Annotated in this window: 15 protein-coding genes; 10 read left to right on the forward strand and 5 right to left on the reverse strand. The window is 39.3% G+C overall.

What is annotated here, in order from left to right; genetic code table 11:
* Positions 1-507: 507 nt before the first annotated feature.
* The 3 genes from N5909_RS03295 to N5909_RS03305 are packed head-to-tail and all read left to right on the forward strand — an operon-like array spanning position 508 to position 2,637.
* A complete protein-coding gene (locus tag N5909_RS03295; RefSeq protein WP_271630798.1) occupies positions 508-1,149 on the forward strand; it encodes an amino acid ABC transporter permease in 642 nt (213 codons plus the stop codon).
* Between the two features lie 9 nt (positions 1,150-1,158).
* On the forward strand, positions 1,159-1,788 hold the full coding sequence (locus N5909_RS03300; RefSeq protein WP_271630799.1) for an amino acid ABC transporter ATP-binding protein: 630 nt from the start codon (positions 1,159-1,161) through the stop codon (positions 1,786-1,788).
* 9 nt (positions 1,789-1,797) lie between these two features.
* A complete protein-coding gene (locus tag N5909_RS03305) occupies positions 1,798-2,637 on the forward strand; it encodes an amino acid ABC transporter substrate-binding protein (protein ID WP_271630800.1) in 840 nt (279 codons plus the stop codon).
* Positions 2,638-2,698: 61 nt separating this feature from the next.
* Here the strand turns inward: N5909_RS03305 and lysS are convergent, their stop codons facing one another.
* From lysS to N5909_RS03330, 5 genes are all read right to left on the reverse strand, one after another.
* A complete protein-coding gene (lysS, locus tag N5909_RS03310; protein WP_000102451.1) occupies positions 2,699-4,189 on the reverse strand; it encodes a lysine--tRNA ligase in 1,491 nt (496 codons plus the stop codon).
* Between the two features lie 137 nt (positions 4,190-4,326).
* Positions 4,327-4,944 carry a histidine phosphatase family protein gene (locus N5909_RS03315; RefSeq protein ID WP_271630802.1) on the reverse strand — a complete coding sequence of 206 codons (618 nt, stop codon included), beginning with the start codon at positions 4,942-4,944 and terminating at the stop codon, positions 4,327-4,329.
* Positions 4,944-5,426 (reverse strand): aminoacyl-tRNA deacylase, encoded by a 483-nt coding sequence (locus N5909_RS03320; RefSeq protein ID WP_271630803.1) that lies wholly within the window; start codon positions 5,424-5,426, stop codon positions 4,944-4,946. Before N5909_RS03320 ends, N5909_RS03315 begins: the two co-directional genes overlap by 1 nt.
* A complete protein-coding gene (locus N5909_RS03325) occupies positions 5,426-6,268 on the reverse strand; it encodes a DUF368 domain-containing protein (RefSeq protein ID WP_271630804.1) in 843 nt (280 codons plus the stop codon). Before N5909_RS03325 ends, N5909_RS03320 begins: the two co-directional genes overlap by 1 nt.
* Before the next feature lie 94 nt (positions 6,269-6,362).
* Positions 6,363-7,163 carry a glycoside hydrolase family 25 protein gene (locus N5909_RS03330; RefSeq protein ID WP_271630805.1) on the reverse strand — a complete coding sequence of 267 codons (801 nt, stop codon included), beginning with the start codon at positions 7,161-7,163 and terminating at the stop codon, positions 6,363-6,365.
* Between the two features lie 154 nt (positions 7,164-7,317).
* Between N5909_RS03330 and glmU the strand changes: the two genes are divergently transcribed.
* The 7 genes from glmU to N5909_RS03365 all read left to right on the forward strand — a co-directional run bounded on the left by glmU (position 7,318) and on the right by N5909_RS03365 (position 13,419).
* Positions 7,318-8,697 (forward strand): bifunctional UDP-N-acetylglucosamine diphosphorylase/glucosamine-1-phosphate N-acetyltransferase GlmU, encoded by a 1,380-nt coding sequence (gene glmU, locus N5909_RS03335; RefSeq protein WP_271630807.1) that lies wholly within the window; start codon positions 7,318-7,320, stop codon positions 8,695-8,697.
* Positions 8,698-8,706: 9 nt separating this feature from the next.
* A complete protein-coding gene (locus N5909_RS03340; RefSeq protein WP_000393816.1) occupies positions 8,707-9,252 on the forward strand; it encodes an NUDIX hydrolase in 546 nt (181 codons plus the stop codon).
* 11 nt (positions 9,253-9,263) lie between these two features.
* Positions 9,264-9,575 (forward strand): cell wall synthase accessory phosphoprotein MacP, encoded by a 312-nt coding sequence (gene macP, locus N5909_RS03345; protein ID WP_049532083.1) that lies wholly within the window; start codon positions 9,264-9,266, stop codon positions 9,573-9,575.
* Between the two features lie 16 nt (positions 9,576-9,591).
* Entirely contained in the window at positions 9,592-10,284 is a 693-nt protein-coding gene (locus N5909_RS03350; RefSeq protein WP_271630808.1) for a 5'-methylthioadenosine/adenosylhomocysteine nucleosidase, read from the forward strand.
* A 76-nt stretch (positions 10,285-10,360) separates the two neighbouring features.
* Positions 10,361-10,852, forward strand: coding sequence for a chromosome segregation protein RocS (rocS, locus tag N5909_RS03355; RefSeq protein WP_000021242.1), 492 nt, complete (start codon positions 10,361-10,363; stop codon positions 10,850-10,852).
* A gap of 204 nt (positions 10,853-11,056) precedes the next feature.
* The gene (locus N5909_RS03360; protein WP_271630809.1) at positions 11,057-11,647 is read left to right on the forward strand and encodes a 3'-5' exonuclease; all 591 of its coding nucleotides are present in this window, start codon (positions 11,057-11,059) and stop codon (positions 11,645-11,647) included.
* Positions 11,648-11,655: 8 nt separating this feature from the next.
* Positions 11,656-13,419 carry a glycerophosphodiester phosphodiesterase gene (locus N5909_RS03365; RefSeq protein ID WP_271630810.1) on the forward strand — a complete coding sequence of 588 codons (1,764 nt, stop codon included), beginning with the start codon at positions 11,656-11,658 and terminating at the stop codon, positions 13,417-13,419.
* Positions 13,420-13,550: the final 131 nt, after the last annotated feature.

Here is a 13,550-nt window from a genome sequence, read left to right on the forward strand (position 1 = left end):
GTAGAATTCGCTTATCGTAATTTGCAACGATATAAAGAAATTAAAAAGTCCCTTCTTTTTGATAGTACTTTTACAAATAAAAGTCTTAGTAATATAATAGAGTTATAGAAGTGGAGGTGGAAGAAATGCTTCGAAAAGAAAAAGCACGCAAGCGTTTTTGCTTTTGGTTTATTATTTTTATCCTTTATCTTTCTTTTGGATTGTATTTGTACAAATTTTGGTGAAACCTTAGGTATGATTTTACTATCACCTTTTATCTTTGCTTCCCTGCCACTCTACGCCTATCTAATTCTTGGTTTGTTTATCTGGTTTTTTATGAGACTGGCAATGGATGATTTTATGTCTCTTTAGTTAAAGGAAAGCTAAGATCGAGAAAGGACACATTTGGTCCTTTCTTTTTTTGATAGATATAGTTTTTCTTTTTTAAAGAGAATTTTTTTGCAAAAATTATTGGCTATTTTGTTTATTTATGCTATAATAGGAACAATTATTTTTAGGAGGTGCAGTATGTCTTATTTGTTTGAGATATTACCGAGTTTATTGAGCGGTGCAAGCATGACTTTGCAGGTTTTTGCACTAGTCTTGATTTTTTCTATTCCCTTGGGCGTTTTGATTGCCTTTGCCTTGCAAGTCCATTGGAAGCTCCTCCATTACCTGATTAACATTTATATCTGGATTATGCGGGGTACACCCTTACTTTTACAATTGATCTTTATCTATTATGTGCTTCCAAGTATTGGGATTCGTTTAGATCGCCTTCCTGCGGCCGTTATTGCCTTTGTTCTCAATTATGCGGCTTACTTTGCTGAAATCTTCCGTGGAGGGATTGATACCATTCCTAAAGGTCAATATGAAGCTGCTAAGGTTTTGAAGTTTAGTCCTTTTGACACAGTTCGCTATATTATCTTGCCTCAAGTGACCAAGGTTGTTCTTCCTAGCGTATTTAATGAAGTTATGAGTTTGGTCAAGGATACGTCCTTGGTCTATGCTCTCGGAATTTCAGACCTTATCTTGGCTAGTCGAACAGCTGCCAACCGTGATGCTAGCCTAGTTCCTATGTTCTTGGCAGGAGCCATTTACTTAATTTTGATTGGAATTGTGACAATCATTTCCAAAAAAGTTGAGAAGAAGTACAGTTACTATAGATAGGAGGCTGCCATGTTAGAATTACGAAATATTAATAAGGAATTTGGTGAAAAGCAAATTTTATCCAATTTCAGTCTAAAAATTCCTGAAAAGCAAATTCTGGCCATCGTTGGGCCTTCGGGTGGAGGTAAGACAACTCTCTTACGCATGCTTGCAGGTCTTGAAACCATTGATTCAGGGCAAATCTTTTATAATGAAGAACCTTTAGAACTGGATGAACTGGAGAAGCGCAATCTACTGGGATTTGTATTCCAAGATTTTCAACTTTTCCCTCATTTATCAGTTCTAGATAATTTGACCTTATCGCCCGTAAAAACCATGGGAATGAAGCAGGAAGAGGCTGAGAAGAAAGCGCGTGGGCTCCTGGAACAGTTGGGACTGGCAGGACATGCAGATGCCTATCCATTTTCACTATCAGGTGGACAAAAGCAGCGGGTGGCCTTGGCGCGTGCAATGATGATTGACCCAGAAATCATTGGCTACGATGAACCAACTTCTGCTCTGGATCCAGAATTGCGCTTGGAAGTGGAAAAACTGATCTTGCAAAATAGGGAATTAGGGATGACGCAGATTGTCGTTACCCACGATTTACAGTTCGCTGAAAATATTGCGGATCAAATTCTCAAGGTTGAGCCCAAGTAGGAGGTGCCGATGACTAATAAGAAAATTGCTTTAGTATTGGTTGCGCTCCTGACTCTCTTTTTAACGGCCTGTACTCAGAAGGCTAGTGATCCAAAGCAGGATAACTGGGATAAGTATCAAGATCAGGGGACCATTACTATTGGTTTTGATAACACCTTCGTACCTATGGGATTTGAAGAAAAGAATGGCCAATATACAGGCTTTGATATCGACTTAGCACAAGCTGTCTCTGAAAAATTAGGTTTTAAGGTTCAATTTCAGCCAATTGACTGGGATATGAAGGAGACGGAACTGCAAAACGGGACCATTGCTGCTATATGGAATGGCTATTCTGCTACTGATGAACGCCGAGAAAAGGTTGCCTTTAGCATTCCATATATGGAAAATCAGCAGGTTCTGGTTGCTAAGAAAAGCCAGCAAATTCATTCAGTAGAGGATATGAAGGATAAGACCTTGGGAGCTCAAGCTGGTTCCTCTGGTTATTTAGATTTTGAAGCTCAGCCAGATTTACTGAAAAATCGTGTCAAAGACCAGAAGGCAAATCAGTACCAGAGTTTTAATGAGGCTTTGATTGATTTGAAAAATAATCGGATTGATGCTTTGTTGATTGACCGAGTCTATGCTAATTACTATCTCCAGTCTGAGGGGATATTAAATGACTACAATGTCTTTTCAGCAGGATTTGAAAGTGAGTCCTTTGCAGTCGGAGTTAGACAAGCTGATAAAAGATTATTAGCAGCATTAAACCAAGCCTTTATTGAACTATATAAAGAAGGAAAGTTCCAGGAAATCAGCCAGAAATGGTTTGGAGAAGATGTAGCAACCAAAGAAGTGAAAAGTAGAGATTGAGTTTTTACTCAGTCTCTTTTTGTATCGAAAAATCCTCTGGCAAGTACCAGAGGACAAGAGATTATTTCATTGTTGGGAAGAGCAATACATCACGGATAGTAGTCGTATCAGTGAGGAGCATACAGAGACGGTCAATACCGATTCCCAAACCACCTGTAGGAGGCATACCATATTCAAGAGCTTCAATGTAGTCGTAGTCGATGCCTGTTGCTTCATCGTCACCAAGTTCTTTGGCTTTAGCTTGAGCTTCAAAACGACTAAGTTGGTCGATTGGGTCGTTGAGCTCAGTAAAGGCATTCCCGTACTCCTTAGTCATGATAAAGAGCTCGAAACGGTCAGTAAAGCGTTCGTCTTCAGGATTCTTCTTAGCAAGTGGCGATACAGCTACTGGATGTCCATAGACAAAGGTTGGTTGGATTAAGGTTTCTTCAACAAATTCTTCAAAGAAGGCATTGATAATGTGACCAACTTCAGTATAGTGTTTTTCAACTGGAACTTTCTTCTCAGCAGCGATAGCTTTAGCTTCTTCCAAAGTCATATCTTGCCAGAAATCTACACCAGTAATTTCTTTGATAGCATCAACCATGTGAACACGTTTAAATGGTTCGTTGATTTTGATTTCAGTTCCTTGGTAGTTGACTGGGCCGTCGCCTTTAACTGATTTAGCAGCATGTTGAATAATGCCTTCCGTCAAGTCCATGATGTCTTGGAAGTCCGCATAAGCTTGGTAGACTTCGATAGAAGTAAATTCAGGGTTATGAGTAGCATCCATTCCTTCGTTACGGAAGATACGGCCAATTTCATAGACACGTTCCATACCACCCACGATAAGGCGTTTCAAGTGAAGCTCAGTAGCGATACGAAGCACCATGTCAATATTTTGGGCATTGTGGTGTGTGATAAATGGACGGGCAGCAGCACCACCAGCTTCGTTGTGAAGAACAGGTGTTTCCACTTCAAGGAAACCTTTTTGGTCAAGGTAACGACGGATTTCAGAGATGATTTTTGAACGAGTGACAAAGCGCTCAAAGCTTTCACGGTTAGAAATCAAGTCGAGGTAACGTTTACGGTAAATTGTTTCAACATCTGTCAAACCGTGGAATTTCTCAGGAAGTGGGCGAAGTGCTTTAGACAAGTGTGTGATGTGAGTAGCCTTGATAGAGAGTTCTCCCATATCTGTACGCATCACTTCACCTTCGACACCAAGAAAATCACCAAGGTCTGCTTTTTTGAAGATTTCGTAGTTTTCTTCACCGACAGCATCCTTACGAACGTAGATTTGGATTTGACCTTCGCGGTCTTGAAGGTGGGCAAAACCAACTTTACCTTTACCACGTTTGGTTACCAAGCGTCCTGCGATAGTAGCTGTTTCGTTTTTATCATGTAATTGTTCTTTATCGAGGTCAGCATATTTATCTTTTAATTCTTGTGAATTTGCAGTACGTTCAAAACGTTTTCCGAAAGGGTCGATTCCTTGTTCACGGAGCGCAGCCATTTTTTCACGGCGAACGATCTGCTGGTCATTTAGTTCTTCCATATGTTCTGTTGACATGGGATCCTCCTAGTTTTACTCAAAATTGAATACGATGAGTCATTTTTTGCGATACCCCCATTTTATCATAAATAAGCAAGAAATTCACGAATAATCTTTCAAAACTAAAAAGAACTTGACGCTGAAATCAAGTTCCGTTATTGATAGGAAGTATCATTCCAAGTATCGAGAGTGAATGTTTTAAAATCATGGGTTTCTAGAATGGTCAGACTTGCATTTGCTAGACCGCCATCTTTACGAAGAAGAGGTTCTTTATAACCTAGAAGAGTACGAAGACTAGCAGTTAGGTTGGCGCCGTGTCCGACAATTAGAATACGCTCAGCCGGACTATCTTTTAATGATTTGATAAATTGGATGGTGCGTTGAGTTGTACTGTAAAGTGACTCTGCGCCAAACATTTGAGTGTCAAATTGAGCAAGATTAGATCGGAAAGCTTTGATTTGTTGCGAATAAATAGCTTCCAAGGTTGCAATTTTCAAACCTTCCAACTTACCCAGCTGCCATTCACGAAGATTAGGAACACTTTCTAAAGGACAGGGAGTCTGGAGTTGACTTTGGATAATCTCAGCAGATTTGACCGCTCGAGGTAAATCACTTGCATAAATCTGATCAAAAGGAATTTTCTTGAGATACTGACCGAGTTTTTTGAGGGTGTCAATGGATTCAGGAAGTAGGGGAGAATCTCCACTAGCACCTTGAAAGCGTCCTTCTTGGTTCCAGACGGTGCGGCCGTGGCGGACAAAGTAGAGTTTCATTACTTGCTGTCCTCCAAGATATCTGCAAAGTCAGCCTTTACAAAACTAGCCAAGTCTTGTGGTGCGACGATAATGCTGTGACCAACTTCGCCTGCAGAGACAATCATTTGATCCAAGTCTAGAGCAATTTTATCGATAAAAATGGGGTAATGGTGTTTCTGGCGAATTCCGACAGGATTATTAGCTCCATGAATGTAACCTGTTGTTTTCTCAAGGTCCTTTTGGGGAATCATGCTGACTTTTTTATTGCCAGAAATTTTGGCTAGTTTCTTTTCCGACAAATGTTGAGTGATAGGCACAATTCCGATGATTGGTCCTGTCTTGTCTCCCAAAAGAGCCAAGGTTTTGAAAATTTGATCACGTTCATAACCTTGAGGAAGTTCTCCTTCTAGGGCATTGATTTGAATCCCCTGATGTGGGATACCTGCTTTAGACAGGATTTGTTCCACCAATGTTTTTTTGATTTTTACTTTTTTTGCCATTATTTATACTTATCCTCCAATTGGCTCATCCAAATACCAAGCCAGATTCCCAATGCAAAGAAGAAGGCGATGATGACATACCCAACAAGAGAAATACTGGTGTACTGGATACTTTCAGCATTTCCTGCATTTGGAATCAAAATCAAAAGGGTACTAGAAAGGACGATACCGATGATGAAATGATAGACACGTGAGTGGTAGTTATTTAAGGCATAATCCATCAATTTTGAAAAAATGATGAGAGTTGCACCTGCACCAATTCCAATCGGGAAGAAAGTTCCCAAGAGGTCAAAGGTTTTAAAACCAGTCAACATAGGAGCATAGAGTCCCAAAATTAAAAGTAGATTTGATGGACTGAGGCCAGGAACTAATACGCCAAGAGCCAGCAGTGCACCTGCTAGGACGAAATTAAGAAAGCTGGCACTTAAGGTTCCAACGACAAAATTTAAGGCATAGAGTCCTAATCCAGAAATGATAAAGGTTATCCAGAACCAAGCTAAATCAATCTTGTCTCGGTCAGATTCTCGAGTTGATTCTTTGAGGAGGCTAGGAACCGTACCAATGATGGCACCTGCAAAGCTCCATAAGACAAAGACCTGATAATTTTCAAGCAGGTATTCAATCGGGTAGGAAAATAAGCCGATTCCCAAGAGCATACCGATGGCAACCGGAATAAAGTACAAAACATTTTCTTTAAAGTCTTTAAAGGGGTGGGCCAAAAAGCCAATCATCCGTTCATAGATTCCTAAGATTGCTGCTAGAACCCCTCCGGAAATTCCCGGTAGAATAAATCCAAGAGCAATGACAATCCCTTTAATAACACGTGCTAACCATGAGAGCATTTTTTTCCTCCAACTATTTCTATTTCAAAAAATCCTTACTATATTGTATCACAATCTAAAACAAAAAGAAAAAGCAAATGAGAAACAAATGCTTTTAAGGTTTTAAAAAGAGTTTTCTAAAGGTTTCTTCTTTGTTTTTTAAGGAAGAGATGACGTTGATATCCAAATCGTGGTCAAAGCCAGCAATTTTTCCTTTAGAAGTGTACTGGTGAATATCGTAATCTAAGTCAGTCTTAGGAGTTGCCTCGTAAAATCCTGAGTCAGAACCATAGGAAGGAATCCAAACAGACGTAAACTTGTCTGTATCAATACTGTGTTCTTCCATGAAGTAGACCCCAACGTAGATTCCGATATTTTTAGCACCCAGTGATTCAAGCTTTGCTCGGAAGGCTTCAACACCGTCGTTCATATTAGACATGGTTTTTTCTTCCACGTCTAGCCAATAGTAACTTGGACTGTATGGAGAAGAGGCGTTATAGAATACCTCAGCAGCTTTTTCCATTTCTTGGATACTTTTTCCAGCTACATAGGCATAGACACCAACTGGGACATTTCGTTTTTGAAACTCAGTGATATGGGTTTTAAAGGCCTTATCAACACCATTAACATAGGAAGCATCGTTCTCTTTGGACGTTTGAGCACCACTATGGACGCGAACAATAGCTCCAGAAATGTTTTGGGAGAGAGTATCGTAATTTATTTCCTCAGGACGTTGCCAACCAGAAACATCAATCACCGGTTTATCTATATTATGTAGCGCTTGCGTTTCTACTTGCGCGATATTTGACTTTGTTTTTACAGGATGGTCCTCAAAACGAGGGCGATTCAGGATTAAAATGAAAATCATAATCCCAAAAAAACCAAATAAAATAAGCGGATTTATTTTCTTTCTCATATCTCATAATTTTACCTTAAAAATGAGAAAAAATCAAAAAAAATACTCAAAAAATGGGTTAATAGAGGACTTTAGAGCATTTTTTCATTCAAGAGCGCGGAATGATTTGAAATATGGTATAATAAAAGGGAATTTCTAGAGAAAAGAGAAGATTATGTCAAATTATGCCATTATTTTAGCAGCGGGTAAAGGAACTCGCATGAAATCGGATTTGCCAAAAGTTTTGCACAAGGTTGCGGGTATTTCTATGCTAGAACATGTTTTCCGTAGTGTGGGAGCTATCCAACCTGAAAAGACAGTCACAGTTGTCGGACACAAGGCAGAATTGGTTGAAGAGGTCTTGGCTGGACAGACAGAATTTGTAACTCAATCTGAACAGTTAGGGACTGGTCATGCAGTTATGATGACAGAGCCTATTCTAGAAGGTTTGTCAGGTCATACCTTGGTCATCGCTGGGGATACTCCGTTGATCACAGGTGAAAGCTTGAAAAACTTGATTGATTTCCACATCAATCATAAAAATGTGGCGACTATCTTGACTGCTGAAACGGATAATCCTTTTGGATATGGACGAATTGTACGTAATGACAATGCTGAGGTTCTTCGCATTGTTGAGCAAAAGGATGCTACAGATTTTGAAAAACAAATCAAGGAAATTAATACCGGAACTTACGTCTTTGACAACGAGCGTTTGTTTGAGGCTTTGAAAAATATCAATACCAATAATGCTCAAGGAGAATACTATATCACAGATGTCATTGGCATTTTCCGTGAAGCTGGTGAAAAAGTTGGTGCTTATACTTTGAAAGATTTTGATGAAAGTCTTGGGGTAAATGACCGTGTGGCTCTTGCGACTGCTGAGTCGGTCATGCGTCGTCGCATCAATCATAAACACATGGTCAATGGGGTCAGCTTTGTCAATCCAGAAGCAACTTATATCGATATTGATGTTGAGATTGCGCCTGAAGTTCAAATCGAAGCCAATGTCACCTTGAAGGGGAAAACGAAAATTGGTGCTGAGACTGTTTTGACAAATGGTACATATGTAGTGGACAGCATTATTGGAGCAGGAGCTGTCATTACCAATTCTATGATTGAGGAAAGCAGTGTTGCAGACGGCGTAACTGTCGGACCATATGCCCACATTCGTCCAGGTTCAAGTCTGGGTGCTCAAGTTCATATTGGTAACTTTGTTGAGGTTAAAGGGTCTTCAATCGGTGAGAATACCAAGGCTGGTCATTTGACTTATATCGGAAACTGTGAAGTGGGTAGCCATGTTAACTTTGGTGCTGGAACCATTACAGTCAACTATGACGGCAAAAACAAATACAAGACAGTCATTGGTAACAATGTCTTTGTTGGTTCAAATTCAACCATTATTGCGCCAGTTGAGTTAGGTGACAATTCCCTCGTTGGTGCTGGTTCAACTATTACTAAAGACGTGCCGGCGGATGCGATTGCCATTGGCCGCGGTCGTCAGGTCAATAAAGACGAATATGCAACACGCCTTCCTCATCATCCTAAGAATCAGTAGGAGCCTATCATGGAATTTGAAGAAAAAACACTAAGCCGTAAAGAAATCTATCAGGGACCAATTTTTAAACTGGTTCAAGATCAGGTTGAATTACCAGAAGGTAAGGGAACTGCCCAACGCGATTTGATTTTCCACAATGGAGCTGTCTGTGTTTTAGCAGTAACGGATGAGCAAAAACTCATTTTGGTCAAGCAGTACCGCAAAGCTATCGAGGCTGTCTCTTACGAAATTCCAGCTGGAAAATTGGAAGTAGGAGAAAATACAGACCCTGTCGCAGCAGCACTTCGTGAATTAGAGGAAGAAACAGCCTATACAGGGAAGTTAGAACTCTTGTACGATTTTTACTCAGCCATTGGCTTTTGTAATGAAAAATTAAAACTATACCTAGCAAGCGATTTGACGAAAGTGGAAAATCCGCGTCCGCAGGATGAAGATGAAACCTTAGAAGTCCTTGAAGTGAGCTTAGAAGAAGCAAAGGAATTAATCCAATCAGGTCATATCTGCGATGCCAAGACAATTATGGCTGTTCAGTATTGGGAATTGCATAAAAAATAGAGGAGGTCAGTATGGGTAAACCTTTATTAACGGATGAAATGATTGAAAGGGCTAATAGAGGCGAAAAAATTTCGGGCCCCCCTTTGCTTGATGACGAGGAAACCAAGATTTTACCAACCTCATCTTCCCGTTTTGGTTATGCCAATCCTAAGGGGCATGGTTTTAGTCAGGAAACCTTGAAAATTCAGGTCGAACCGTCTATTCATAAAAGCCGTCGCATTGAAAATACCAAGAGAAATGTCTTCAATTCTAAACTGAATAAAATCTTATTTGCAGTCATCTTTCTCTTAATTTTGCTTGTCTTAGCAATGAAACTTTTGTAATAGAAAAGGAATTGAAATGAAAATAGGAATTATTGCGGCTATGCCAGAAGAACTGGCGTATCTGGTCCAGCATCTAGAAAATGCCCAGAAGCAAGTTGTTTTAGGCAATACCTATCACACAGGAACCATTGCCTCTCATGAAGTCGTTCTTGTAGAAAGTGGAATTGGTAAGGTCATGTCTGCTATGAGTGTGGCGATTTTGGCTGATCATTTCCAAGTGGATGCTCTAATTAATACGGGATCAGCTGGTGCAGTAGCAGAAAGTATTGCTGTTGGGGATGTCGTGATTGCTAACAAATTAGCCTATCATGATGTGGATGTCACAGCATTTGGCTATGCTTATGGACAAATGGCGCAACAACCGCTTTATTTCGAATCAGATAAAACCTTTGTTGCTAAAATCCAAGAGAGTTTATCTCAATTGGATCAGAACTGGCATCTTGGTTTGATTGCTACAGGAGATAGTTTTGTTGCAGGAAATGATAAGATAGAAGTGATTAAGTCCCATTTTCCAGAAGTTTTAGCAGTTGAGATGGAAGGAGCAGCTATTGCTCAGGCAGCGCATGCTCTGAATCTCCCAGTTTTAGTCATTCGAGCTATGAGTGACAATGCCAACCATGAAGCAAACATCTCTTTTGATGAGTTTATTATCGAAGCTGGACGTCGCTCTGCCCAAGTATTGTTAGCCTTTTTGAAGGCTTTAGATTAAGCGGAAATTTGACAGTTTTTCTAGCTTATGATAAGATTTAAGTAAAGAAAAGCTAGAAAACGTTTCAGAGGATATTATGAGTATTGAAATGACCGTCAGTGAGATTGCAGAGGTCTTAGGATTATCTCGCCAAGCAATCAATAACCGTGTCAAAGAATTACCAGAAGAAGACACAGATAAAAATGACAAAGGGGTAACAGTAGTTACCAGAAGTGGCTTGATTAAGCTAGAAGAAATCTATAAAAAAACGATTTTTGAAGATGAGCCTGTCAGTGAAGATGTCAAGCAACGTGAACTGATGGAGATTCTGGTTGATGAGAAGAATGCAGAAATTCTTCGTCTCTATGAACAATTAAAAGCCAAGGATCGTCAGTTATCAGAAAAAGACGAGCAGATGCGTATCAAAGACCGTCAGATTGCTGAGAAAGACAAACAACTCGATCAGCAGCAACAATTGACCCTTCAAGCCATGAAGGATCAAGAAAATCTTAAGCTAGAGCTGGACCAAGCAAAAGAAGAAGTCCAATCCACTAAGAAAGGCTTTTTTGCTCGTTTATTTGGAGGATAATCAAGGAGCTGTTTAGGTTAAATGCTAACCTGATGGCTTCTTTTATTTCTAAATAGTATAGTTGTTCAAGTAATACTCAATGAAAATCAAAGAGCAAACTAGGAAGCTAGCCGCAGGCTGTACTTGAGTACGGCAAGGCGAAGCTGACGCGGTTTGAATTTGATTTTCGAAGAGTATAAAATAACAGTATAGGAGAGGTAGAAAATGGAACGATTAGAAGATTACATTGCTTTCGATTTAGAATTTAATCAGCACGAAGGAAAAACACACTTGATTCAAGTATCGGCAGTGCATTTTAGAGATGGTCAGGAAATCGATGCCTATGATTCCTATGTTCATACCAATGTGCCTCTAAAAAGTTTTATCAATGGTTTGACAGGGATTACAGCTGAGACCTTAAAAGATGCTCCTCCAGTGGAGAAAGTTATAAAAGATTTCCAAGAGTTTGTGGGTTCTTTACCCATGGTAGGTTACAATGCTGCTAAAAGTGATTTGCCTATTCTAGCGGATCATGGTTTAGATTATAGCCAGCAGTATAAGGTGGATTTGTATGATGAAGCTTTTGAACGTCGTAGTTCAGATTTACATGGTATTGCCAATCTCAAATTGCAAACTGTTGCCTCATTTCTTGGATTTCAAGGTCAGTCTCATAATAGCTTAGAGGATGCTCGTATGACGGCGCGTGTTTATGAGTCCTTTCTAGAATCGGACCAAGCTAGAGAATTGTTAGAGACAGAAAGTAGTCTATTAAACAATCCTTTTGGAGGCTTGGACTTGTCTCAATTATTTGACTAGGAGTGCCTATGAAACCTGAAAAACCTAAAAATCTAGGTTTTAAGCAGATATACTTTAATCTAGATAAAATTCTCTTTCTCTTTTTCTTGACTTTCATGATGATTGAGTTTGTCTGGTTACCATCAAATTCTTGGATTGCTGGACTTTTACTCCGTCAGACAGGCTATCTCTTTCTTTCTTACAATAATATTTTTGCAATTATAACGGGTTCACCCTTTATTAGTCTTGCTTTATTTGTTCTGATAATTGTTAATTTATTGGTCGCCTATTACCAGATAGGACTTCTCTTTATTGGTGCTCGGCATTTATTATGTCATGAAAAGAGAACCTTGCTAGAGTACAGTCGCAAGGTCTTTCACCAAAGTTTCTTGTTTATGAAGCAAGTCACGCTTGCAAAGATAGCCTTTATCTTCTTTTATGTCATGATGCTCTTTCCATTGATTCGAAAGATTTTAAAGATTTATTACCTCAATAAAATTGTCATTCCGGACTTTATCGTTGATTATGTGGAAGACAAGTATTGGCTAGTAGGTATAGTGGTTACTATTCTGGCTTTACTGCTATTTTACATTTCAGTGCGTTTCATGTTTGCCCTACCTCAGCTTTTATTTGAAAAGAAAACAGTCAAAGAAGCTGTCAGATACAGTCTAGAGAAGACAAGAAAGCACTCCTGGTTTTATACTTGGAACTTGCTTTGGATTGTCGTCAAAACCTACCTATTTTTCATTCTTCTGTTGATTCCAATCCTAGCAAGTCAAGTGCTGATGGATGGTCTGACTCATAAGGAATCTCTTGTACTGGGAATTATCAACTTTGTCTTGATTAAGAATTTCCACTACATAGCCTTGACTTATTTTCTCATTAAGTTTGTTTCCTTCCTAACAGGAGAAGAACTAGAGATCACACCAAGGAGAAAGAAAGATCACTGGATGAGATGGGGAGTGATGGGCTGTGCTTGTATCTTTTTCGCTCTTGAGGGTTATGTTTATTTGGAAGCTCCAGTTGCCAATAAACCTTTAATTATCTCTCACAGGGGAGTATCCAATAAGAATGGTGTGCAAAATACCGTCCAATCACTAGAAAAAACCGCTCAGTTATCTCCAGACTTCGTTGAGACGGATGTTCAGGAAACAAAAGATGGCCAGTTTATCATGATGCATGATGCCAATATCAAAAATTTGACAGGTGTTAATGCCAATCCTCAGGATCTCACTTTGGAAGAATTAACCAAACTTGATATTTCAGAAAATGGTTATCATAGCAAGGTGTCTAGTTTTGATGATTATCTCAATAAAGCCAATGAATTACATCAAAAACTCCTTATTGAAATTAAAACCAGTCGAAAAGATAGCCCAGATATGATGAAACGCTTTATGGAAAAATATGGAACTGTTCTTAAGCAGAATGGTCACCAAATGCAATCTTTAGACTACCATGTGATTGATCAGGTGCTAGTCTATGATTCTCAAATTCCAGTCTATTTTATCCTACCTTATAATAGTATTTTTCCAAGAACCAAGGCTACAGGTTATACCATGGAGTATTCAACTTTAGATGAAAATTTTGTCAACAAGCTTTGGAATACCGATCAGAAATTGTACGTGTGGACCATCAATAGTTCAGAGTCCTTTGATAAATCTGTTCAATTGGGAGCTGACGGCATGATAACGGATGATTTGGAAATGATTCAAGATCAAGTTACCATTGCCCAAGAAGACCCAGAGTATACGGAATTACTTTTCAAACAGGCCATGGAATTCTTTAATTTTTAGTAAGCAAAAAGAGGTTGTGACAAAATAGTTTTCAACCACAAAAAAGCAACGGCAAATCCGTTGCTTTTTTGGAGATAAGGGGCTATTGTCCCAAGCTCAGTCTTGAGATAAGGTCCTTAGGAACTCGTATT

This window comes from Streptococcus gwangjuensis, from assembly GCF_028156745.1.
In the GTDB taxonomy this organism is placed as follows: Bacteria; Bacillota; Bacilli; order Lactobacillales; family Streptococcaceae; genus Streptococcus; species Streptococcus gwangjuense_A.